This is a genomic window from Micromonospora maris AB-18-032 (genome assembly GCF_000204155.1).
Classification (GTDB): domain Bacteria; phylum Actinomycetota; class Actinomycetes; order Mycobacteriales; family Micromonosporaceae; genus Micromonospora; species Micromonospora gifhornensis.
This window is the reverse complement of record NC_015434.1, coordinates 5,587,311-5,610,130: the sequence shown is the minus strand read 5'-3', so window position 1 is coordinate 5,610,130 and position 22,820 is coordinate 5,587,311. Positions and strand designations below refer to the sequence as shown.

Annotated in this window: 17 protein-coding genes and 1 tRNA gene; 11 read left to right on the top strand and 7 right to left on the bottom strand. The window is 71.5% G+C overall.

The window, feature by feature from the left end:
• Positions 1-58: 58 nt before the first annotated feature.
• Positions 59-1,024 carry a DNA polymerase domain-containing protein gene (locus VAB18032_RS24760; protein WP_013735670.1) on the top strand — a complete coding sequence of 322 codons (966 nt, stop codon included), beginning with the start codon at positions 59-61 and terminating at the stop codon, positions 1,022-1,024.
• A gap of 137 nt (positions 1,025-1,161) precedes the next feature.
• Here the strand turns inward: VAB18032_RS24760 and VAB18032_RS24755 are convergent, their stop codons facing one another.
• A complete protein-coding gene (locus VAB18032_RS24755; RefSeq protein ID WP_232510911.1) occupies positions 1,162-1,698 on the bottom strand; it encodes a DoxX family membrane protein in 537 nt (178 codons plus the stop codon).
• A 252-nt stretch (positions 1,699-1,950) separates the two neighbouring features.
• Between VAB18032_RS24755 and VAB18032_RS24750 the strand changes: the two genes are divergently transcribed.
• Together VAB18032_RS24750 and VAB18032_RS24745 are read left to right on the top strand one after the other, a co-directional pair.
• A complete protein-coding gene (locus VAB18032_RS24750; protein ID WP_013735668.1) occupies positions 1,951-2,448 on the top strand; it encodes a YcxB family protein in 498 nt (165 codons plus the stop codon).
• 40 nt (positions 2,449-2,488) lie between these two features.
• Positions 2,489-3,871 (top strand): serine/threonine-protein kinase, encoded by a 1,383-nt coding sequence (locus tag VAB18032_RS24745; protein WP_013735667.1) that lies wholly within the window; start codon positions 2,489-2,491, stop codon positions 3,869-3,871.
• 1 nt (position 3,872) lies between these two features.
• Here VAB18032_RS24745 and VAB18032_RS24740 read toward each other — a convergent pair whose 3' ends face one another.
• From VAB18032_RS24740 to VAB18032_RS24715, 6 genes are all read right to left on the bottom strand, one after another.
• Positions 3,873-4,886, bottom strand: a complete 1,014-nt coding sequence (locus tag VAB18032_RS24740; protein WP_013735666.1) for a hypothetical protein — start codon at positions 4,884-4,886, stop codon at positions 3,873-3,875.
• A 97-nt stretch (positions 4,887-4,983) separates the two neighbouring features.
• Positions 4,984-5,547, bottom strand: a complete 564-nt coding sequence (locus VAB18032_RS24735) for an RNA polymerase sigma factor (RefSeq protein WP_013735665.1) — start codon at positions 5,545-5,547, stop codon at positions 4,984-4,986.
• A 156-nt stretch (positions 5,548-5,703) separates the two neighbouring features.
• Positions 5,704-5,778 (bottom strand) — tRNA-Arg (locus VAB18032_RS24730).
• A 145-nt stretch (positions 5,779-5,923) separates the two neighbouring features.
• Positions 5,924-6,616, bottom strand: coding sequence for a winged helix-turn-helix domain-containing protein (locus tag VAB18032_RS24725; protein WP_043721798.1), 693 nt, complete (start codon positions 6,614-6,616; stop codon positions 5,924-5,926).
• A 203-nt stretch (positions 6,617-6,819) separates the two neighbouring features.
• Positions 6,820-7,476 (bottom strand): DUF305 domain-containing protein, encoded by a 657-nt coding sequence (locus tag VAB18032_RS24720; protein ID WP_013735663.1) that lies wholly within the window; start codon positions 7,474-7,476, stop codon positions 6,820-6,822.
• Position 7,477: 1 nt separating this feature from the next.
• A complete protein-coding gene (locus VAB18032_RS24715) occupies positions 7,478-8,284 on the bottom strand; it encodes a thioredoxin-like domain-containing protein (protein ID WP_013735662.1) in 807 nt (268 codons plus the stop codon).
• A gap of 100 nt (positions 8,285-8,384) precedes the next feature.
• Here VAB18032_RS24715 and argS point away from each other — a divergent pair, with 100 nt between their 5' ends.
• The 8 genes from argS (at position 8,385) to rho (ending at position 22,510) form a co-directional block, all read left to right on the top strand.
• Positions 8,385-10,049 carry an arginine--tRNA ligase gene (gene argS / locus VAB18032_RS24710; protein WP_013735661.1) on the top strand — a complete coding sequence of 555 codons (1,665 nt, stop codon included), beginning with the start codon at positions 8,385-8,387 and terminating at the stop codon, positions 10,047-10,049.
• Between the two features lie 7 nt (positions 10,050-10,056).
• On the top strand, positions 10,057-11,442 hold the full coding sequence (gene lysA, locus VAB18032_RS24705) for a diaminopimelate decarboxylase (RefSeq protein ID WP_013735660.1): 1,386 nt from the start codon (positions 10,057-10,059) through the stop codon (positions 11,440-11,442).
• Between the two features lie 8 nt (positions 11,443-11,450).
• Positions 11,451-12,752 (top strand): homoserine dehydrogenase, encoded by a 1,302-nt coding sequence (locus VAB18032_RS24700; protein WP_013735659.1) that lies wholly within the window; start codon positions 11,451-11,453, stop codon positions 12,750-12,752.
• A gap of 203 nt (positions 12,753-12,955) precedes the next feature.
• Entirely contained in the window at positions 12,956-14,005 is a 1,050-nt protein-coding gene (gene thrC / locus VAB18032_RS24695) for a threonine synthase (protein WP_013735658.1), read from the top strand.
• A 302-nt stretch (positions 14,006-14,307) separates the two neighbouring features.
• A complete protein-coding gene (locus tag VAB18032_RS24685; RefSeq protein ID WP_013735656.1) occupies positions 14,308-17,601 on the top strand; it encodes an efflux RND transporter permease subunit in 3,294 nt (1,097 codons plus the stop codon).
• A 204-nt stretch (positions 17,602-17,805) separates the two neighbouring features.
• Positions 17,806-19,050, top strand: coding sequence for an MFS transporter (locus VAB18032_RS24680; RefSeq protein WP_043725652.1), 1,245 nt, complete (start codon positions 17,806-17,808; stop codon positions 19,048-19,050).
• A gap of 168 nt (positions 19,051-19,218) precedes the next feature.
• Positions 19,219-20,172, top strand: a complete 954-nt coding sequence (gene thrB / locus VAB18032_RS24675; RefSeq protein ID WP_013735654.1) for a homoserine kinase — start codon at positions 19,219-19,221, stop codon at positions 20,170-20,172.
• A 295-nt stretch (positions 20,173-20,467) separates the two neighbouring features.
• Positions 20,468-22,510: a transcription termination factor Rho gene (gene rho / locus VAB18032_RS24670; protein ID WP_013735653.1), complete on the top strand. Its 2,043-nt coding sequence runs from the start codon at positions 20,468-20,470 to the stop codon at positions 22,508-22,510.
• Positions 22,511-22,820: the final 310 nt, after the last annotated feature.

Genomic DNA, 22,820 nt, shown 5'->3' with positions numbered 1-22,820 from the left:
GCCGGCGACGGGTGGCGTTGCGGTTGACCGGCGGGCATCGAGCCGCGATGGTGGTCGGGTGAGCGGGGCAGCCGACGAGACCCGGGACGGGGTGCCGCTGACCAACCTGGACCAGGCGTTGTTCGACGGGTCCGGCGCGGTCAAGCGGGACCTGGTCGACTACCTCGACGCGATGGCCGACCGGATCGTGCCGCAGCTGCGGAACCGGCCGTTGTCGGTGGTCCGGGTACGCCCGGGGCAGCCCCCGTTCATGCAGAAGAACCTGCCCCGATACACCCCGGACTGGGTACGGCGGGTGCCGATCTGGGCCGAGGCGTCCCGGCGGGAGATCGCGTACGCGCTCTGCGACGACCGCCGCACCCTGCTCTGGTTCGCCAACCAGCGGGCGGTCGAGTACCACCCCACCCTGGCCACGGCCGACGACCTGAGCCGCCCCACCCATCTGGTTCTCGATCTCGACCCGCCGGAGGGCGACAGCTTCGCGGTCGGGGTGGCCGCGGCCCTGCTGGTCCGGCAGGCGCTCACCGATGCCGGGCTGGCCGGCGCGGTGAAGACCAGCGGCGCCAAGGGCATGCACGTCTTCGTCCCGGTCGCCCCCGGCCCGGACGCCGAGCAGTTGGCCGCCGCCACCCGGGCGCTGGCCGCCCGGGCGCAACTGTTGGATCCGGCGCTGGCCACCACCGCCTTCATCCGCGAGGACCGCGACGGCAAGGTCTTCATCGACCCCACCCGCACCGGCGGCGCGACAGTGGTCTCCGTCTACAGTCCACGGCTGCGTCCCGGCGTACCGGTCTCCTTCCCGGTGCCCTGGGCGGAGGTGGAGTCGGTGACGCCGGCGGACTTCACCATCCGTACCGTCCCGGGTCTGCTGGCCCAGGGCGATCCCTGGGCGGACCTGATGCCGCCACCGCAGTCCCTCCCCGCCGACCTGATCGAGGAAGGGCGGGCCATTCCGGTGCCCCGGGTGCAGGCCATGCACGAGGGCCGCCGCCGCGCCCGCGCCCGCCGCGCCGAGGCCGACTGAACCGCCGCGCGCCGCGCTCGCCGCGTGCAAGCCCACTGAGCCGGCACGTCGGCCGGTGCCCGCCGCGCCGAAAGCCTGCGGACATGGCGGTGCGCCGGACCGTGGGTACGGTCCGGCGCACCGGGGGTCGAGCAAGGTCAGAGCATCCAGCGGTTGCGCTGCACGAAGGGCAGCTGCGCCCAGCGCCGGCCGAGACCCCAGGTGTGTCCGGCGTACGCGGCGGCCAGGACGACAAGCACCACGGCGTACATCAGGTGGGAGTCGACAACCGGGTTGGTCGAACCGGTCGGGTCGCCGGCGGCGTTGAACCGGGCCAGCGGGAAGTCGGCCAGCCACATCAGCGCCATCATCAGGCTGCCCGAGGCGGCCGCGATGCGCAGGCCGACGCCGGCGAGCAGAGCGACACCGATGGCGGCCAGACCGACCATGAACAGCAGGTTCGCCCACCAGGCGCCCGCGATCGAGTGAGCGATCGACTGGAACGGCCCGACGTCGACGTTGGCCAGGAAGCCCTTGGTCGGGGAGCCGCCGTTGATCCAGGCCCGCTCGGTCGGGGTCGAGTAGCCGAGGCCGAACATCTTGTCCAGGAAGGCCCAGCCGAAGATCAGGCCGGTGGCGACCCGCAGCACGGCCAGGGCGCGGGCGGCGGTGGTGGTCAACATCGAGCCGGGCATCTCCGCCCGCTCAAGGGGCCGCTCGATCGAACGCTGGGTGTTGTGGTGGATGGTCATCGTTGCCTCCGGTGTCTGTTTCCGTCACCACTACTGTCGCCCCGGAGGCGGCGCCGCCGCGCGGGCCGGAACACCCCAAGCCACCGGGACCAAGGTCCCGACCTGAGGGGGTACGTTCAGCCCCGGCTCCGTACCGCCGTGGTGGCGGTAGGCGGCCAGCGGAGCGCCGAACCTGCGCGCCGGTAAGGTTCTGGCGTGCACATCCGGTTCGACGTCCCCGCGGATCCCGCCTATCCGGGCCGGGTGGCCGCTGCGCTCAGCGGTGACCGGCTACGCAGGTACGGCTACGCAGGCGCGGTGCTCACGGCGGTCGGGACGATCGGGTTCGTCGCCTCGCGGGGGACATCCTGGGGTGAGCTGATCTCGCCGTTCTGGGTGACGATGGCCGTGGGTGGCCTGCTGGCGATGCTGTACTGGCCGTGGTTGCAGTTGCGGGCTCGACGCCGCTCCAGCGGCTACGCCGTGGACGGCAGCTACGACATCACCGATGAGCAGATCCTGATGCGCAGCGGTACGGAGTCCGGGGGCATCGCCTGGGACGGCGTCGCTCGGGTGAAGGGCACCCCGGATTTCTGGATCGTGTACGTCGGCGGGATGCCGGCGACAGTGATTCCCCGCTGGCTGATGTCCGCCGCGGACGCCGAGACGTTGCGCGCCTTCATGACCGAACGCGGGCTGCTTCAGGCGCGGTGAGCCACCGGTCCGGCCTTGACGGGTTGGTACGGTGCGGGCTGTGCAGCCCACCCGGATCGGCTCCTACCGCATCGAGCGGCTGCTGGGGGTCGGCTCTTTCGCCACGGTCTGGCTCGGGTACGACGAGTCGCTCGACGCGCGTGTCGCGATCAAGGTGCTGGCCGAGAACTGGAGTCACGACCTGCGGGTACGCGAACGGTTCCGGCAGGAGGCTCGACTGCTGTGGCGGCTTGACCACGAGCGGCTGGTCAGCGTGCACGCGGTGGGCGAGCTGGACGACGGTCGGCCGTACGCGGTGCTGGCCTGGGCGGACGGCGGTAGCCTGCGCGACCGCCTCGCGGACGGACCGTTGCCGGCAGCGCAGAGTGTCCGGCTGCTGCGCGAGGTGGCCGCGGGTGTGGCGGTGCTCCACGACAGCGACGTCGTGCACCGGGACATCACCCCGGGCAACGTGCTGTTCCGGACCCGCGCCACCGGCGAGGAACAGGTGCTCATCGCGGATCTCGGCCTGGCCAAGGCGCTCGCGGCCGCGTCCGGTCTGACCGCCCGGGCCGGTACCCCCGGCTACATGGCGCCGGAACAGGACGATCCGCTGGCGATCGTCGACGCCCGTGCCGACGTCTACGGCCTCGGCCGTCTCGGTGTCACGCTGCTGGCCGTGCCCCGGGAGGGGCAGCCGACGGCAACGACGTTCCGGTTGCGGCCGGAGGTGCCCGCGGCGGTCGCGGCGGTGTTGCGTACCGCGACCGCTGCGGTCCCGGCCGATCGGTACCCGGACGCGGCGGCTTTCGGCACAGCGCTCGACAAGGCGCTCGCGGCGCCGTCGAAGGTGGCGGAGCCGGACGTTCCCACGCCGCCCCGGCGTCGCCTGGCGATGGTGAGCGCGCTGGCCGCCGTCGCCTGTCTCACGCTCGCGGGCACCGTCGGCGGGGCGGCCTGGGCGTGGTCTCAGCGGGGTCCGCAGACCGGCACGGACACCAGTGGGCGGGTCAGCGTCACCCTGCCGGACGGTTGGCGGGTCGCCGGTTCCGGCTGGTCAGGGCAGCGCAACGCCGCCGGCGGACTGGAGCCGGCGATGCTGATCTCGCCCGACCCGGACCGCTGGGCGTCGGACCCGGGCGTGCCGGGTGCGTTCGTCGGGGCGTCCGCTGCGCTGGCAGCCGAGACCACCCCGCGCCGGCTCGTCACCGATCGGGAACACGCCCAGTGTGTGGCGTCGGGGGTGCGGACCACCCGCCAGGCGGGCATCGACTGGACGGTGGCGTCGTTCACCGGCTGCTCTTCCGGCAAACCGGAGGTCATCGAGGCCGCTGGGCTCACCCCGGACGGCGGCAGGCTGGTGTATGTGCAGGTCGCGCCCCCGGCAGGCGGCGGGACGAGCTTCGTCGACTCGCTGCTCGCCGGGGTGCGCGTGACCGGGTGACTCAGGGCAGCGGCACCGGGATTCGGACCTGCTTGCCACCGAGGCGGCCCCACTCGATCTCGACCTGGCCGGAGTCGGGGATGTCGAAGACGAGGTACTGGCGGTCAGTGGCCCCGGCGGCGACGTTCGTGGTGCCGCCCAGCTCGGGGTAGTCGCCGAGCCGGTCGCCGTCGACGATCAGGTGGACGTCACCGCCGCTGCCGGTGGCGATGAAGCAGCCGCTGCGGTCGGCCGGCCCGGTGACCGCGAGCCCGAGGTGAAGCTTGAGCCGACCGGCCTCGGCCTGCTTGGTGGTGTGCGACCGGCCGCCCTCGTCGAAGCCCACCCAGTGGGCCAGGTACGCCTTCTCCACCTCGACCGTCAGCGGACAGCCGCTGTTGCCGGTGAGCACGGTGCCCGGCGAGGCCACGGTGATCGCCTTCGGGTATTCCGGCGTCGGCAGGTCGCCGATCAGTGGCAGACGCTCCTGCCGGTGACCGGCCGGGCCGAACACCAGCGAGGCACCCTCCAACGTTGCCCCGGCGGGCAGTTCGAAGGCGTACCACCCGGTGGCGGTCGCACCGGGAGCGATCACGTCGGTCGCCGGGCTGCCCGAGGAGTCGAGCGGGACCAGTTCGTCGTCGGCGAGCGCCAGAAAGACGCCGTCCTGGACGAGGAAGGTGGTGAAGTTGAGCTGGTTGGCGACCTTCACCGCGAGGTACGCGTAATGGGCATCGCCGTACTCGGGGGTGCCGGTCGTGTCGCCGTAGCTGCGCGGGGTCTGCGGGGACACCTCCACCCCGGTCACGGTGATCTCGGCGTTCAGGTACGAGATCGACCGGGGGGTGAAGCCCGCCAGCGGGGCGGGCGCATCCGGCGTCGGCGACGGCTCGGGCTCGGCATCGAGGTTGGTCGCGGCTTGTTGACCGTCGAGCGGGGCGACAGGCTCCTCGGTGGCGCATCCGGCCGCGAGCACCGGGATGGCCACCGCCAGAGCGATGGCCTGGGAGAGACGCCGGAGGGGTCGGCGAGGCATGCGGTCATCTCCTTGGGTCAGTGGATCTTCATAGTGTTGGTCCTCTGCCGTGTCGGGATTGTTCGGGCTACCCGCTGTGACCTGGCCCTCAGCATGATCAGGAGTCGTTGGAGCGCGGCCCGGCGTCGGTGAGTCGGGCGCGCAGCCGGCGTCGCCCCTCGTGAATGCGGGACTTCACGGTGCCTTCGGGCAACCCCAGTAGTTGGGCGACCTCGCGGTAGCTCAGCCCCATCACGTCCCGCAGCGCGACCGGCTCCGCGAGGTCGGTGCCGATGGCGTCGAGCCCCTCCAACAGGTCCAACCGGGTACCGGCGATCACGCTGGTACGAGCGGGGTCGGCCCGCTCCGGGGGCAGCGCACGTGCGGTCTCGACCATCCACCGACGTCGCAGCGCGTGATAGGTCGAGCGGGATCGGTTGGCTGCGACCCGGTAGAGCCAGGTCCGGAAGGACGACCGCCCGTCGAACGACCCGATGCCGGTGGCCAGCGCGAGCAGCGTGTCCTGGCAGGCTTCCTCGGCATCCTCCCGGTTGGGTAGGAACCGCCCGCAGAGCCGCAGCACCTCCGGCCGCACCTGGGCGAGCAGCGCCTCCAGCGCGTCCCGGTCTCCGCCGGCGGCGGCTCGCGCCGTCCGTTCGACCGCATCATGATCATCTGGCATCAGGGCAGTGTATGAGCCGCTGTTGAGCAGGGCGAACGCCCTCTGAAGAGTCGACGTGCAGGCGCTGTGGTCGCAGACACGACCAGGCCGGAGAGACGACTAAGGCCGCTGATCGGGCTTCCCCGGAGTCAGCGGCCTTCGTGTGCTTGTCACATCTGGTGCCCCCGGCAGGATTCGAACCTGCGCCCCCGCCTCCGGAGGGCGGTGCTCTATCCCCTGAGCTACGGGGGCTCAGCGACTGGAGAAGACTAGCAAACTCCTCCTGGGATCGCCGAATCGGTACACCCGGCCGTCGGCGGCGTGGCTGGCGGTCGGTTGTCCACGCGTGTCGAGACCGACCCGACCTTCGGGCCGCCCTGGTCGGTCGAGGTTCGGGTCAGGCGGCCGCGGTGCGGCCGCAGCTCGGCAGCGGGTGCGGCACGATGCGCCGGGGCAGCCGGCGGGGCCATTCGTTGCGTGCCCAGGAGCCGTCCACGATCAGGTGTACGGTCCGCTGCTCGGCGCCGCTGAGCCGCAGGACGAAGTCCCGGGGCAGCGCCGGGTCGAGCGTCGGTGTGGTGATCATGAACCGGACCCGTCCCCGGGACGAGACGGCGGAGATCACATCGGCGGCCGGCATGGTGCCCCGCAGCCGCACCCGGCCGAGCCAGTAGACCTCGGCGAGGTGCTCCTGGGCAGCCCGGGTGATCGCCGGGTACTCGCTGCGCACCCAGCGCTCGACCGCGCCGACGCAGAGGCCGCAGGCCCGCTCGCGGGGCTCGCGGGGACCCAACCCCCAGGCCCGCAGGTACGCCCCGACCGCACCGTTCTCCATGGTCAGCCCGAAGTGCTGCTGGATGAGGGCCTGCAGGCTCTGTCGGGTCCACAGCTCCTCGTCGAGGCCGAACTCGTCGGGGTGGACGCCCCGCAGGGTGTCGATGAGTTCCAGCTCCTGTTCGCGGCTGAGCGATCCCGGCTCACCCTGCCGCTGTCCGCGACGGACGGCTGCCACCGTCCCGTCACCGCCGATGGTGTGGCGCCGGCACCAGCTGGTGACGGAACGCCGTGCGTCTCTGAGTGCAACCCCCACGTCCTGGACAACGAGCGCACTTCTCTCTAAGTAACCCCTAGAGGGAAAATCGGTCGTATGCCACCAAGCCATGACGGAGGGCCTGATACCGGGTGCCTTGCGGCGGAGGTGTCGACCGGGGTCGACGTTCACCAGCTGGAAAAACGGTGCCGCCCCGCTCGACGTCGAGCGGGGCGGCACCGGTCAGGCGCGGGTGACAGGGGTCAGCCGACGCCCTGCTGGAGCTTCCGCAACTCGTTGATCTCCTTCTGCTGCCCCTGCTTCATCGACTGGGCCATCCGGACCACCTCGGGGCGGTCAGTGGCGTCGAGCACCCCGTCGGCCATGTGCACGCCGCCGATGTGGTGCTTGATCATCAGGTCGAGGAAGAGGCGGTCGACCTCGGCGCCCTGGGCCTCGTGCAGGCTGGCGATCTCCTCGCGGGTGGCCATGCCGGGCATCAGGCCGTTGGCGTCCACCGTGACCCCGTCGGGCATCCACTCCATGGCCGGCCGGGAGCCGGTCGGCAGCAGGTCCCACTCCTGCAGCCAGCGCTGCATGTGACCGATCTGGGCCTGCTGGGTCAGGGCGATGTCGTACCCGATCTGCCGCACCGCCGGATCCTGGCCCTTGGCGTACGCGACCATGGCCATCTCCACCGCCTGGGCGTGGTGGCGGGACATGTCCCGCGCGAACCCGGCCTCGGCCGACGTCTCGCCCGGCGTGCGCCCGGCATAGAGCGTGGCGGCCGTCCAGCCGATGCCGAGCAGCAGCAACGCCGTCATGGCCAGGGTAAGGTAGCGCAGCATCGGGGACCCCGGCCGTGGCTCGGCCGAGGCGGCCCGCTCCTCGACCGCCGTCTCCTGCACCGCGCTGGGCATGTCAGCCGCCCATCGACGGCTGGAGGTCACGCGGCTCCGTGCCGGTGCCGGTGGTGTAGTTGCCGGCCGAGCAGGTGGCACCCGGCTCGACCGTGGCGTTCTGCGCCAGCGTGGTGGCGAACTCCTTGATCCGCGGGTCGTCCGCGTTGTCGACCTTGAGCTGGTAGCCCCACGCCTGGATCGAGACCGGCTTGTCGAGGCCCTCGTACGGGCTCATCATCATGAAGTCGTTGCCGCGGACCACGTCGGCCAGCTTCTCCACGTCGGCGGCGGGCAGGTCGGGGCGGTAGGTGAGCCAGATCGCACCGTGCTCCATGCTGTGCAGGGCGTGCTCGGCGGCGATCGGCGCGTCGTAGACGTCACCGAGGCAGCGCTGCCAGGTGTTGTTGTGCGGGCCGCCGACCGGCGGGCTCTGCGCGTACTCCTGCTTGCCGGACCGGTGTTCCGAGTTGGAGATGGCCTCCGGGTCGGTCTCGCGGAAGTTGACGATGCCCTCGATCTGCGCCGCCTTCTCCTCCCAGGTCTGGGCACCCCGGATGGCCGCCCAGGCGCCGTACCCGATGATCGACGTGGCGAGCACGCCGACGGCGACGAAGAGGGCGATCGGGCCCCAGGAGCGGCCCTGGCTGACCTTGACGGGGGTGATTGGCTTGCGTGGTCCCTTACCGCCCCCACCAGCACGTTTGGGTGTCGCCGGCTTGGTGGAAGCGGCCTTGGTGTCGGCGGCCGGCCGGCCCGCCGCCGGCTTCTTGCCGGTGCTGACCACGGTCGGGCGCCGCTGCGGGCCGCCCGGGGTGCTGATGCTCATCGGTCCTCGTCAGGTCGGTCGGTCAGGGGATCCGGCGGCCCAGCCCCCGATGCCGGGTCGCCGCCGCGGAGGCCGAGTCTACCCCCGATAACATGGTTCGGTGACTCCCGCAGAACTCGCCGAAGCTGTCCTAGCCGCCGCTCACGCCGTCTTTGCCGACCGAGGCCTGGACCGCTCGGCGCTGCCGGAGCAGACGACGGTCGAGCGACCGCGTAATCCCGATCACGGCGACTACGCCTCGACGCTGGCGCTGCAGCTGAGCAAGAAGGTGGGCGTACCGCCGCGCGAGCTGGCCGGCGACCTGGCCGCCAAACTCGGCAGCACGCCGGGGATCAAGTCGGTGGAGATCGCCGGTCCGGGCTTCCTGAACATCCGGCTCGACGCCGCCGCCGCGGGCCAGCTGGCCCGCACGATCGTGACCGCGGGCGAGGAGTACGGCCGGGGTGACGTGCTCGCCGGCCTGAAGATCAACCTTGAGTTCGTCTCGGCCAACCCGACCGGCCCGGTGCACATCGGCGGGGTCCGGTGGGCGGCGGTCGGCGACGCGTTGAGCCGGTTGCTGCGCGCCGCCGGCGCGGACGTCGGCACGGAGTACTACTTCAACGACGCCGGCTCCCAGATCGACAGGTTCGCCCGCTCGCTGCTCGCCGCGGCCAAGGGGGAGCCCGCCCCGGAGGACGGCTACGGCGGGGCGTACATCGCCGAGATCGCCAACGAGGTGACCGCCCGTCGGCCGGAGGTGCTGTCGCTGGACGAGGACGCCGCCCAGGAGGTCTTCCGGGTCGAGGGCGTCGAGCTGATGTTCGCCGAGATCAAGTCCTCACTGCGGGACTTCGGGGTGGAGTTCGACACCTACTTCAACGAGAAGGACCTGCACGACCGGGGTGAGCTGGAGCACGCCCTGAACCGGCTGCGGGAGCAGGGGCACATCTTCGAGGCCGACGGCGCCACCTGGCTGCGTACCACCGACTTCGGTGACGACAAGGACCGGGTGCTGCGCAAGTCCAACGGCGAGTGGACGTACTTCGCCGCGGACTGCGCCTACTACCTGGACAAGCGCGAGCGTGGCTTCGACCGGGTCGTGATCATGCTCGGCGCGGACCACCACGGCTACATCGGCCGGATGAAGGCGATGTCCGCCTGCTTCGGCGACGACCCGGCGCAGAACCTGGAGATCCTCATCGGCCAGCTGGTCAACCTGGTCCGCGACGGCGCGCCGGTGCGGATGAGCAAGCGCGCCGGCACAGTGATCACGCTGGAGGACCTGGTCGACGCGATCGGCGTGGACGCCTCCCGGTACGCCCTGGCCCGCTACTCCAGCGACTCCCCGATCGACATCGACATCGAGCTGTGGACCCGGGCCACCCGCGACAACCCGGTCTACTACGTGCAGTATGTGGCCGCCCGGACGGCCAGTGTCGGGCGTAACGCCGCCGAGGTCGGGCTGACCCGGGGCGACGTCGACGCGTTCCGGCCCGAGCTGCTCGACCACGACAAGGAGAACGAGCTGCTCAAGGCGCTCGCCGAGTTCCCCGCCGTGGTCGCCGCCGCCGCCGAGCTGCGCGAGCCGCACCGGGTGGCCCGCTACCTGGAGGACCTGGCCGGGGCGTACCACCGGTTCTACGACAACTGCCGGATCCTGCCGCGCGGTGACGAGGAGGTCACCGACCTGCACCGGGCCCGGCTCTGGCTCAACGACGCCACCCGGGTGGTCATCGCCAACGGCCTGCGCCTGCTGGGCGTCTCGGCCCCGGAGAGGATGTAATCGCTACATGCGTGCTCATGAGGCCGGTGCGCTGCACGGCGACATCGGCAACCGGGGGCCGGCCTGGCTGCGTCCCCCGGCCGACGTCAACGCCCTGATGCCGCAACTGTGGCCACGCAACACGGTACGCGGTGACGACGGCGACCTGGTCGTCGCGGGCCTGCGGGTACGCGACATCGCGGCCGAGTTCGGCACCCCGGTCTACGTACTCGACGAGGGCGACCTGCGCTCGCGCTGCCGGGACTTCCGGGCGGCCTTCCCCACCGAGGACGTCTACTACGCCGGCAAGGCGTTCCTCTGCCGGGCAGTGGTCCGGATGATCGCCGAGGAGGGCATGTTCCTCGACGTGTGCAGCGGTGGTGAGCTGGCCGTGGCGCTGGCCGCGGGGATGCCGCCGGAGCGGATCGGCTTCCACGGCAACAACAAGTCCGAGGCGGAACTGCGGCGGGCGCTGGACGCGGGCGTCGGCCGGATCATCGTCGACTCGTTCGCCGAGATCGACCGGTTGACCGCGCTGGCCCGGGAGCGGGCGGTCCGCCCGAGGGTGCTGATCCGGGTCACCGTCGGTGTCGAGGCACACACCCACGAGTTCATCGCCACCGCCCACGAGGACCAGAAGTTCGGCTTCTCCCTCGCCGGCGGCGCGGCCATCGCCGCCGCCCTGCGGATCCTCGACGAGGGCGTGCTGGAGCTGCGCGGGCTGCACTCGCACATCGGCTCGCAGATCTTCGACACCAGCGGGTTCGAGGTCTCCGCCCGTCGGGTGCTCGCCCTTCAGGCGCAGATCCGCGACGCCCGTGGGGTGGAGTTGCCCGAGTTGGATCTCGGTGGCGGTTTCGGCATCGCGTACACCAGCCAGGACGACCCGGCCGCCCCGCACGACCTGGCCAAGCGGCTGCGCAAGATCGTCGACTCGGAGTGTGCGGCGGAGCAGTTGGCCGTACCGCACCTGTCGATCGAGCCGGGCCGGGCGATCGTCGGCCCGGCCGTGTTCACGCTCTACGAGGTGGGCACGGTCAAGGACGTCGATGGCATCCGGACGTACGTCAGCGTCGACGGCGGGATGAGCGACAACATCCGCACCGCCCTCTACGACGCCTCGTACTCGGCCACCCTGGCCAGTCGGGCGAGCACCGCCGAGCCGATGCTCGCCCGCGTGGTGGGAAAGCATTGTGAGTCCGGGGATATCGTGGTGAAGGATGAATTCCTGCCCGCGGACGTGCAGCCCGGAGATCTTGTCGCGGTGCCTGGCACAGGTGCCTACTGCCGCAGCATGGCCAGCAATTACAACCACGTACCCCGACCCCCCGTGGTCGCGGTACGCGACGGCCAGGCCCGGCTGATCGTCCGGCGGGAGACCGAAGCTGACCTGCTCGCCTTGGATGTGGGATGAAACAACCTGTGCGCCTGGCCCTGCTCGGCTGTGGCACCGTCGGTGCCGAGGTGGTCCGGCTGCTGCACGAGCAGTCCGCTGACCTCGCCGCCCGGATCGGTGCCCCGCTGGAGATCGCCGGCATTGCCGTACGCCGGATCGGTCGTGACCGAGGTGAGCTGCCGGTCGACCCGGCGCTGTTCACCACGGACGCGCTCGGTCTGATCAAGCGCGACGACGTCGACGTGGTGGTCGAGGTGGTCGGCGGCATCGAGCCGGCGCGCAGTTGGCTGGTGGAGGCGCTGCGGGCCGGCAAGAGCGTGGTCACCGCCAACAAGGCCCTGCTCGCCGAGGACGGCGGTGCGCTGCACGACGCGGCGGTCGAGGGCGGCGGTGACCTCTACTACGAGGCGTCCGTGGCCGGTGCGATCCCGCTGCTGCGCCCGCTGCGCGAGTCGCTGCACGGGGACCGGATCACCCAGGTCACCGGCATCGTCAACGGCACCACCAACTTCATCCTCTCCGCCATGCACGCCACCGGCGCCGGCTTCGCCGAGGCGCTGGAGGAGGCGACCGCGCTGGGGTACGCCGAGGCCGACCCGACCGCCGACGTGGAGGGCTTCGACGCGGCGGCCAAGGCCGCCATCCTCGCCTCGCTGGCCTTCCACACCCGGGTCGGCGCGGCCGACGTGCACCGGGAGGGCATCACCGAGGTCACCGCCGCCGACGTGGCCAGCGCCAAGGCGATGGGCTGCACCATCAAGCTGCTCTGCATCGCGGCCCGGAGCACCGACGCGCAGGGCCAGGAGTCGGTCAACGTCCGGGTGCACCCGGCACTGATCCCGCTGACCCACCCGCTGGCCAGCGTCGGTGACGCGTTCAACGCGGTCTTCGTGGAGGCCGACGCGGCCGGTCAGCTGATGTTCTACGGGCGGGGTGCCGGTGGCGCGCCGACCGCCAGCGCGGTGCTCGGTGACGTGGTGGCGGTGTCCCGCAACCGACTCGCCGGGGTCCGTTCGGCAAGCGAGTCCTCGTACGCGGCGCTGCCGGTGCGACCGATGGGGGAGGCGCTCACCCGCTACCACATCAGCCTCGACGTGGCCGACCGTCCGGGCGTACTGGAGGCGGTGGCCGGGGTGTTCGCCCGGCACGAGGTCTCCCTCGCCACCGTGCGGCAGGGCCCGGCGGGCGGTGGCAACGGCGACGCGGTACTGGTGATCGTGACCCACGTGGCACCGGACGCGGCGCTCGCTGCCACCGTCGACGAGCTGCGCGGTCTGGAGATCGTCCGGTCGGTGACGAGCGTGCTGCGGGTCGAGGGCGGCTTCTGAGCACGCGGCTCGCGATGGCGACCTGACCCGACCTGACCTGGCCGTACGGCCGCTGCCGGGTGGTCGGGTCGGGCTGGTTGACTGGTGGGGTGGCCTGCGTGTCCCGCCAGGTGGGTGGGCGTGGGTGCGCCGACAGGAGGTCGGCACGGCCGCGCGAGGCTGGTAGTGGCCGACACGGCAGACTTTGAGACGAGGAGAACGACATGTGGCGGGGCCTGATCGACGCCTACCGGGACCGACTGCCGGTCACCGACGCCACGCCGGTTGTCACGCTGCACGAGGGGAACACCCCGCTGCTGCCCGCGCCGGTGCTCTCCGCCCGGCTCGGTTGTGACGTCTACCTCAAGGTGGAGGGCGCGAACCCGACCGGCTCGTTCAAGGACCGTGGCATGACGATGGCCGTCTCCAAGGCGGTCGAGGCCGGCAACAAGGCGATCATCTGCGCCTCCACCGGCAACACCAGCGCCTCCGCCGCCGCGTACGCGGCCCGTGCCGGGGTGACCTGCGCGGTGCTGGTGCCGCAGGGCAAGATCGCGTTGGGCAAGCTGGCCCAGGCGCTCGTGCACGGCGCGAAGCTGCTCCAGGTCACCGGCAACTTCGACGACTGCCTGGCGCTGGCCGCCAAGCTCGCCCAGGACTACCCGGTGGCGCTTGTCAACTCGGTAAACATCGACCGGCTGCACGGCCAGAAGACGGCGGCGTTCGAGATCGTCGAGGCGCTCGGCGACGCGCCGGACATCCACTGCCTGCCGGTCGGCAACGCCGGCAACATCTCCGCGTACTGGATGGGCTACACGGAGGACGTCGCGGCCGGCAACGCCACCCGCACCCCCCGGATGTACGGCTTCCAGGCCGCCGGTGCCGCGCCGATCGTCACCGGCCAGGTGGTGCCCGAGCCGTCGACCATCGCCACCGCCATCCGGATCGGCAACCCGGCCAGCTGGACGAAGGCCCTGGACGCCCGGGACGCCTCCGGCGGCCTGATCGACGCGGTCACCGACCGGGACATCCTCGCCGCGTACCGGCTGCTGGCCCGGGAGGTCGGTGTCTTCGTCGAGCTGGGCAGCGCGGCCAGCGTGGCGGGTCTGCTCCAGCAGGCCGCCGCCGGCCGGGTGCCGGCCGGCTCCACAGTCGTCTGCACGGTCACCGGCCACGGCCTCAAGGACCCGGAGTGGGCCATCTCCACCGCCCCCTCCCCGGTCACCATCGCCAACGACCCCCTGGCCGCCGCCCGCTCCCTAGACCTCGCCTGACCCCCGCCCTCCCGGCTCTCCCCACCCCCACCCCGCCCGCCGCGTTGATCAAGAAGTTGGCGTCGTGGCCGGCGGCGTTCCCGACGCAAGCCTCTTGATCAACTGCTCAGGTGGGGCGTGGTGAAGGGGCCGGGTCCAGGCTGGCGGCCGGTGTTCACCCGGCGTTGCTCGACGGCGACGAGGTGTATCGGGATCTGGTGACATCGTTGCGAATCGGTACCGCCCCGGAAATCGACGGACGGATCGGGTCGGGCACACTGCTCGTGCCCCACGACCGTCTCCCCCAGGAGTGAGTCACGCCGATGTCGCTGCTCGCCAGATTCAGCCTCGCCAACCGGGGGCTGGTAGCCCTCATCGCGGTGGTGACCACGGCGTTCGGTGCGTACGCCGTGCCGTCGCTGAAGCAGCAACTCCTGCCCTCGCTGGAGTTTCCCGCCGCCTTCATCGTCGCCTCGTACCCCGGTGCCGCGCCCGAGGTCGTCGAGTCCCAGGTCACCGAGCCGATCGAGAACAGCCTGCGGGGCATCCCCGCGTTGGACACGGTCACCTCCACCTCCCGCGAGGGCCTGACCACCATCACCGTCCAGTACGAGTTCGGTACCGACCTGGACGACGTGGTCAGCAAGATGCAGACCGCGCTGAACCGCACCCGGCTGCCCGACGGCGTCGACCCGCAGGTCTTCGCGGGCAGCACCGACGACCTGCCGGCGGTGGTGCTGGCCGCGTCCGGCGGCGGTGACGAGCGGGAACTCGCGTCGAAGCTGCGGGACGTCGTGGTGCCCGAGTTGGCGGCGATCGAGGGCGTACGTGGCGTCGAGTTGACAGGGGTCCGCGACGAACTGGTGGTGATCACGCCGGATCCGGCGAAGCTGGCGAAGGCGAAGGTGCAGCCGACCGCGATCACCACCGCGTTGAAGGCCAACGGGGTGGCGGTACCGGCCGGTGCCGTGCTGGACGGCGAGCGCAGCCTTCCGGTGCAGGTCGGTGCCCCGCTGACCACGTTGGACGAGTTGCGGGACGTGATCGTCGCCCCGCCGGTCAAGAAGGCCGGTCCGGTCCGGCTCGGTGACGTCGCCACGGTCGAGGAGCAGCTGACGCCACCCACCGCGATCACCCGTACCAACGGCCGGGAGAGCCTGGGCATCGCGGTCACCGCCGACCCGGACGGCAACGCGGTCCAGATCTCGCACGCGGTCGCCGACCGGCTCGACGACCTGCGCGGTGCGACCGGGGCCGAGCTGACCGTGGTGCTGGACCAGGCGCCGTTCGTGGAGAAGTCGATCAAGACGCTGAGCACCGAGGGCCTGCTGGGTCTGATCATGGCCGTGGTGGTCATCCTGGTGTTCCTGCTGTCGATCCGGTCCACGATCGTCACCGCGGTCTCCATCCCGCTGTCGGTGGTGGTCGCGCTGCTCGCCCTCTGGATCGGCGACTACTCGCTCAACCTGCTCACCCTCGGCGCGCTGACGGTGGCGGTCGGCCGGGTGGTGGACGACTCGATCGTGGTGCTGGAGAACATCAAACGGCATCTGACGTACGGCGAACCGAAGCGGGAGGCGATCCTCACCGCTGTCCGCGAGGTGGCCGGGGCGGTCACCGCGTCCACCCTCACCACGGTCGCCGTCTTCGCCCCGATCGCCCTGGTCGGCGGCTTCGTCGGGCAGCTGTTCGCGCCGTTCGCGATCACGGTCACCGTGGCGCTGCTCGCCTCGTTGCTGGTGTCGCTGACGGTGATCCCGGTGCTGGCGTACTGGTTCCTCAAGCCGGTTGCCGGTGCCGACGGCGAGGCGATCCGACGGGCCGCCGAGGAGCGCGAGCTGCGCAGCCCGTTGCAGCGGGCGTACCTGCCGGTGATCCGGTTCGCCACCGGCCGGCGGGCGTACCGCTGGGCCACGTTGGCCGTGGGCGTGCTCGTGCTCTTCGGCACCTTCGGTCTGGCCCGGCAGTTGGAGAGCAACTTCCTCGACGACTCCGGTCAGGACACCCTCAACATCCGGCAGGAGTTGCCGGTGGGCACCGGGCTGGCCGGCACCGACGCCGCCGCCCGCCGCGTCGAGGCGGTGCTGGCGGACACCCCGGGCGTCGAGTCGTACCAGGTCACCGCCGGGGGTGGGGACAGCCCGTGGACCGGCAGTGCCGGCAACAACGTGGCCAACTACGCGCTGCGGCTCGACGGCGAGACCGACGCCAAGGCCATGCGTGGCATCCTGCGCGACCGGTTCACCTCGCTCGGTGCGACGGCCGGCGAGATCACCTTCCCGGCCGGTCAGGGCGGCGCGTCCGCCAACGAACTGGCGGTCATCGTGCGCGCCGCCGACCAGGAGACGCTGGCCACCGCCGCCGAGCAGGCCCGGGTGGCACTGGCCGGCATCTCCGGCGTCGAGGACGTCTCGACCACCCTCGCCCAGCAGGTGCCCCGGGTGGACGTCGCGGTCGACCGGGTCGCGGCCAGCCGGGCCGGGCTCACCGAGGCGGCGGTCGGCCAACTGGTGGCGCAGTCGTTCCGGGGCACGCCGGTGGGGCAGGTGACCATTGAGGGCGGCAGCCGGGACGTGGTGCTGCGCCTGTCGGCGAAGCCGCCGCTGACGGTGGACGAGCTGAAGGCACTGCCGGTCGGCCCGGTCAAGCTCGGCGACATCGCCGAGGTCACCGAGACCGAAGGGCCGCAGCAGGTACGCCGGATCGACGGCGAGCGCAGCGTCTCGGTGACCGGTACGGTGACCGGCTCCGATCTCGGCGCGATCAGCACGGAGTTGCAGCAGCGGCTCGACGCGATCGACGTACCGGGGGCCACGTTGACCCTGGGCGGTGTCAGCGCCGAGCAGCGGGAGACCTTCGCCGATCTGGGCCTGGCCGTGCTGGCCGCGATCGCGATCGTGTTCCTGATCATGATGGCCACGTTCCGTAGCGTGGTGCAGGCGTTGATCCTGCTGGTCTCCATCCCGTTCGCGGCCACCGGGGCGGTCGCCCTGCTGCTGGCCACCGGGACGGCGTTGAGCGTGCCGGCGCTGATCGGCGTACTCATGCTTGTCGGCATCGTGGTGACAAACGCGATCGTGCTGCTCGACCTAATGAACCAGTACCGGGCGCAGGGGATGGGCGTACGGGAGGCGGTCGTCGAGGGTGGACGGCACCGGTTGCGCCCGATCCTGATGACCGCCATCGCCACCATCTTCGCGTTGACGCCGATGGCCTTCGGGCTCACCGGCGAGGGTGGCTTCATCTCCCGGCCGCTGGCGATCGTGGTGATCGGCGGACTGCTCAGCTCCACCCTGCTCACGCTGATCCTGGTGCCCACCCTCTACGCGATGGTGGAGGACACTAAGCAGTCGGTGCGCAGTTGGCGGGCGGGTCGTTCCGGTGGCGCCTCCGACTCCGGTCCAGCCGTGTCGGACACCGACGCGACGAAGCCGGACGGCGAGCAGTCGCCCACCACCGAACGCGCCACGCAGGGGCCGGCGGCGACCGACAAGCGCCCGGCGCAGAGCCGTCCGGTGCCGGCGGCGCCGTCCGGCGCGCTGGTGGACGGCACCGACCAGTTCGAGGTGCTCCGGCTGCCCAAGAGCCGCAACTCACCCTTCCCACCCGCGGAGTAACGGCCCGACAGCACCAGGCCCGACGCCCCCCGGCAACCGCTGGGGGCGTCGGCGTCCTGCGGCCCGTGCGTACCTCTGAACCCGTGCGTACCTTCGACCCCGGCCGTATCTCGGCGGTGGTCCTGGTTACGCGATCGTGGCGTATCTCCGTCGATGTCCGCGCCGCGACTCAGTCGGCGACGCCTGCCAGGTATGGTCCGCCTCGTGACGTCCACCCTCTCGGTCCTCACTCGCAACCGGAACTTTCGCAATCTGTTCCTGGCCGAGTTGGTGGTCTTCGGTGCCGACTGGTTCGTGATGGTGCCGTTGCTCGTCCTGCTGCCGAAGCTGACCGGTAGTGGCGTGTGGGGCGCGCTGGTGCTGGCTGTGGACACCGGCATCGTGGCGTTGCTGCTGCCGTACACCGGGACCATCGCCGACCGGTTCGACCGCCGCAAGATCATGATCATCTCGAACGGTGCCGCGCTCGTCGGTGTGCTGCTCCTGCTCGGCGTACGCAGCGCCGGTACGGCCTGGCTGGCGATGCTGGGCATCGGCGTGGTCGCGGTGGCCAAGGCGTTCTACTCCCCGGCCGCACAGGCCGCCCTGCCCAACGTCCTCGAACCGGAGGAGTTGGCCGCGGGTAACGCGGTGGCCGGATCGGCCTGGGGCACCATGACCATCGTCGGCGCCTCACTCGGCGGTGTGCTCGCCGCCGCCACCGGCCCGTACGTCTGCTTCTGGGTGGCCGCGGTCGGCCTGGTGATCGCCGCGGTCCTGGCCGGGCGCATCCGCCGGCCGTTGCAGGCACCCCGCGACAAGAACGCGCCGGTGCCGCAGACCTGGACGGCGATCCGCGAGGCACTGGGCTACATCGGGCACCGCCCACGGGTGCTGGCCCTGGTCACGGTGAAGTCGGCGGTCGGGCTGGGCAATGGCGTCCTGACCGTCTTTCCCCTGCTGGCCGGGCTGTACGGGGTCGGCCCGCTGGGCGCCGGCCTGCTGTTCGCGGTACGCGGCGCGGGCGCGCTGGTCGGCCCGATCCTGATGCGTCGGGTGCTGACCAACCGGGCCTGGCTGCTGCCGGGGCTGGCACTGTCCATGTCGGCGTACGGGCTGGCCTACCTGGGCACCTCCGTGGTGTCCTGGTTCCCGTTGGTGCTGATCCTGGTCTTCGTGGCGCACTTCGCCGGTGGCAGCAACTGGGTGATGTCCAACTTCGCGTTGCAGGGCGAGGTGCCCGACCGGTTGCGCGGCCGGGTCTTCGCCACCGACATGATGCTGGCGACCCTGGCCATCTCGGTCAGCCAACTCGTGGTCGCCTCCGTCATCGACGTGGTGGACGAACGGGTCGTGCTGGCCAGCTGCGGCCTGGTCACGTTGACCTACGCGATCGGCTGGCGGCTGGCCACCCGACGGCTCTCGCTGGCCGCACCGGAACCGACCGTCGCCGAGACCGGCACCCGGTAGACCCACGCGGCACCCGTCCGCCACCGCGAGTCGGTGGGAGGCGCCTGCGAGTCGGTGGAAGACCAGTGCGCTTCGGCCGGCGTAGAGCCTTCGAGCAAGTGTGTACGGGCGCGAGGTGCGTCTCAGGGGTCGGGCATCCGCGCCGAACCGCGCTGGTCGAGCCCTAGCATGGGCGGCGTGCCGACCACATTCGCCGCCGGCCCGGTCCGGGTCCGGGTCCCCGCCACCAGCGCGAACCTGGGGCCCGGCTTCGACGCGCTGGGGCTCGCCCTCGCGCTCCACGACGACGTGGCCGCCGAGGTGACCACGAACGGCGTGACCGTCTCCGTGGCCGGTGAGGGCGCCGGTGACCTGCCGTGCGACGACAGCCACCTGGTGGTACGCGCGATGCGGGCGGCCTTCGACGAACTCGGCGGGCAGCCGTGCGGGTTGGCGGTGGAGTGCGTGAACCGGATCCCGCAGGCCCGCGGGCTCGGCTCCTCCTCGGCCGCCATCGTCGCCGGGGTGCTGCTGGCCCGAGCCCTGGTGACCGACGGGGCCCAGCGACTCGACGACGACGCCGCGCTGCGGTTGGCCGCCCGGATCGAGGGCCATCCCGACAACGTGGCGCCCTGCCTGCTCGGCGGGTTCACCCTGGCCTGGACGGAGCCCTCCGGCGCGCGGGCCGTGTCGTTGCCGGTGGCCGAGGGCGTACGCCCCACGGTGCTGGTGCCCACCGAGCGTGGCCTGACCGCCTCCGCCCGGGCGGCGCTGCCGGCGACCGTGCCGCACAGCGACGCCGCGCTCAACGCCGGCCGGGCGGCCTTGCTGGTGCACGCGTTGACCACGCAGCCGGATCTGTTGCTGCCGGCCACCGTCGACCGACTGCACCAGGATTACCGGGCGGCCTCGATGCCCGGTACGGCCACCGTGGTCCAAGCGTTGCGTGCGGCCGATGTGCCGGCCGTGGTCAGTGGGGCGGGACCGACCGTGCTCGCCCTGTCTGACCTGCCCGAAGGGTTCGAGGCGGGAACAGATTGGCAGATTCTGCGGTTGCCGGTAGACGTGCGCGGGGCACAGGTCGAGCAAGGTAGACTCGGACACGCGGAGCGGGACCCTGTTGCCGCAGGTCGCAAGAGTTGATTACGCTCTAGACTTAGCACAGCCGCGAAGCATGCGATCTCCTGCGGGTCGGCGCACCCCCGAAGCTTTCGGCGGTAAGCCCGTCACCCCTGCCTAGGCCACGCCGCACCGCAGTCTTCACTGGTCGCCGCAGACGGCGAAGCCCCGCTCACCGCTTTCCTGGTGGGTCGGGCGACCGACCGGCTGCTGTGTCACAGACTCCCGCGAAGCGTCATGCGAGGCGGGTGCACCGAGGCCGCCCGGCCACCTGTAGTTCGATTCCGGGCAGTCCCGGCCTATCGAGGGAAGGAATCCATTGAGCGACACCACCGACGTGACGTCGGATGTTTCCAACGTCGCTGGCGATGCCACCACCGCTGCTCCTGCCCGCCGCCGGCGCAGCGGCACCGGCTTGTCGGCGATGCTGCTGCCGGAGCTCCAGAGCCTGGCTGCGTCGCTCGGCATCTCGGGGACGGCTCGCATGCGCAAAGGCGAGTTGATCAGCGCGATCACCGAGCGGCAGGGCAGCGCCGCGGGCGCCCCTCGACCACGGGCCGAGGTCGCGGCGGCCGCTGCGCCCGCTCGCGAAGAGGTCCACGCCGAGGTACGCGAGACGGGTGAGCGGCCGGAGGCCGGGCGCCGCGCCGCCGAGCAGCCAGCGGCGAGCGTGGAGACCGAGGGCCGTACCCGGACCCGGCGCACGCGGGCCACCGCCGTGGCGGAACCGCGTGCCGAGGAGGCCGCCGCCGAGACCGGCGAGCGGAGCGAGGGCCGGACCAGCCGCGCTGCCGAGCGTGGCGGTGAGCGTGCTGCGGAGCGTGCCGAGCGTACGGCCGATCGCAGCGGAGAGCGTGCGGAGCGCGGTGAGCGTGCCGCCGAGCGCGGCGATCGTGCCGAGCGCGGTGACCGTGCCGAGCGTGCGGAGCGCGGTGACCGTGCCGAGCGCGGTGAGCGTGCCGAGCGTGGCGCCGAGCGCGGTGAGCGTGCCGAGCGCGGTGAGCGTACGGAGCGCGGAGACCGTGGTGAGCGTGCCGCCGAACGCGGCGAGCGCGGGGACCGTGGCGAGCGCGGGCAGCGTACCGAGCGGGACAACAACACCGACGACGATGACGAGAACGGCGGCCGGCGCAGTCGGCGTAGTCGCTTCCGGGACCGTCGGCGGGGCCGTAACGAGCGCGGTGAGTCCGGCGGCGAGGGCGGCGGCCGTGAGCCGCAGGTCGGCGAGGACGACGTGCTCGTGCCGGTGGCCGGCATCGTCGACGTGCTCGACAACTACGCCTTCGTCCGGACCACCGGCTACCTGGCCGGCCCGAACGACGTGTACGTGTCGATGTCCCAGATCAAGAAGTACGGCCTGCGGCGCGGTGACGCGATCACCGGTGCGGTGCGGGCAGCCCGGGACGGCGAGCAGCGTCGCGACAAGTACAACCCCCTGGTCCGGCTGGACACCATCAACGGGATGGAGCCGGACGAGGCCAAGCGGCGGCCGGAGTTCTACAAGCTCACCCCGCTCTACCCGCAGGAGCGACTGCGGCTGGAGACCGAGCCGCACATCCTGACCACCCGGGTCATCGACCTGGTCATGCCGATCGGCAAGGGGCAGCGGGCGCTCATCGTCTCGCCGCCGAAGGCCGGTAAGACCATGGTGCTGCAGGCGATCGCGAACGCGATCACGCACAACAACCCGGAGTGCCACCTGATGGTGGTGCTGGTCGACGAGCGGCCCGAAGAGGTCACCGACATGCAGCGTTCGGTGAAGGGCGAGGTCATCGCGGCCACGTTCGACCGTCCGCCGCAGGACCACACCACGGTCGCCGAGCTGGCGATCGAGCGGGCCAAGCGCCTGGTCGAGCTGGGCCACGACGTGGTCGTACTGCTCGACTCGGTGACCCGGCTCGGTCGGTCGTACAACCTGGCGGCGCCGGCCAGCGGCCGGATCATGTCGGGTGGTATCGACTCCACCGCGCTGTACCCGCCGAAGCGCTTCCTCGGCGCGGCCCGCAACATCGAGAACGGCGGCTCGCTGACCATCCTCGCCACCGCGCTGGTGGAGACCGGTTCGATGGCGGACACGGTCATCTTCGAGGAGTTCAAGGGCACCGGTAACGCGGAACTGAAGCTGGACCGGAAGATCGCCGACAAGCGGACGTTCCCGGCCGTGGACGTCAGCGCCTCCGGCACCCGCAAGGAGGAGATCCTGCTCGCGCCGGAGGAACTGGCCATCGTGCACAAGCTCCGCAAGGTGCTGCACTCGCTGGACTCGCAGGCGTCGCTCGACCTCCTGCTGGACCGGCTCAAGCAGTCCCGCACGAACATCGAGTTCCTGATGCAGATCGCGAAGTCGACGCCGGGGGAGTAGTTCCACCGACGAAGATCGACGGAAGGGGCGCGGCCGATCGGCCGCGCCCCTTCCGTGTAGCCACCCCGGTCCTCGTCGGCACCCCGGTCGCGCGAGCAGGGCGTCTCCGCACGCCGCTCGTACACCTGGGTCCTGCCCCTTTGCTCTGCTTCACCCCACGCACCGAAAACCGGTCGAAAACGATGCGTCGGTTGAAGCAGAGCAAAGGGGCCAAGGAGGTGGGTATCTATCTCCGCCGAGCGGTGCGCGCGGCTGAGGGGCCGGCGGAGGGGGTGGAGCAGCCGGGGGTGGAGTCGCCGGAATCGAGCCG

What these genes read in the sequence shown, in the direction of transcription:
- VAB18032_RS24740 (WP_013735666.1), bottom strand. Translation starts at nt 4,886, where the DNA reads ATGCCTCGCCGACCCCTCCGGCGTCTCTCCCAGGCCATCGCTCTGGCG.
- thrB (WP_013735654.1), top strand. Translation starts at nt 19,219, where the DNA reads ATGGGCGGCGTGCCGACCACATTCGCCGCCGGCCCGGTCCGGGTCCGG.
- VAB18032_RS24685 (WP_013735656.1), top strand. Translation starts at nt 14,308, where the DNA reads ATGTCGCTGCTCGCCAGATTCAGCCTCGCCAACCGGGGGCTGGTAGCC.
- VAB18032_RS24715 (WP_013735662.1), bottom strand. Translation starts at nt 8,284, where the DNA reads ATGAGCATCAGCACCCCGGGCGGCCCGCAGCGGCGCCCGACCGTGGTC.
- VAB18032_RS24735 (WP_013735665.1), bottom strand. Translation starts at nt 5,547, where the DNA reads ATGCCAGATGATCATGATGCGGTCGAACGGACGGCGCGAGCCGCCGCC.
- thrC (WP_013735658.1), top strand. Translation starts at nt 12,956, where the DNA reads ATGTGGCGGGGCCTGATCGACGCCTACCGGGACCGACTGCCGGTCACC.
- VAB18032_RS24755 (WP_232510911.1), bottom strand. Translation starts at nt 1,698, where the DNA reads ATGCCCGGCTCGATGTTGACCACCACCGCCGCCCGCGCCCTGGCCGTG.
- lysA (WP_013735660.1), top strand. Translation starts at nt 10,057, where the DNA reads ATGCGTGCTCATGAGGCCGGTGCGCTGCACGGCGACATCGGCAACCGG.
- VAB18032_RS24720 (WP_013735663.1), bottom strand. Translation starts at nt 7,476, where the DNA reads ATGCCCAGCGCGGTGCAGGAGACGGCGGTCGAGGAGCGGGCCGCCTCG.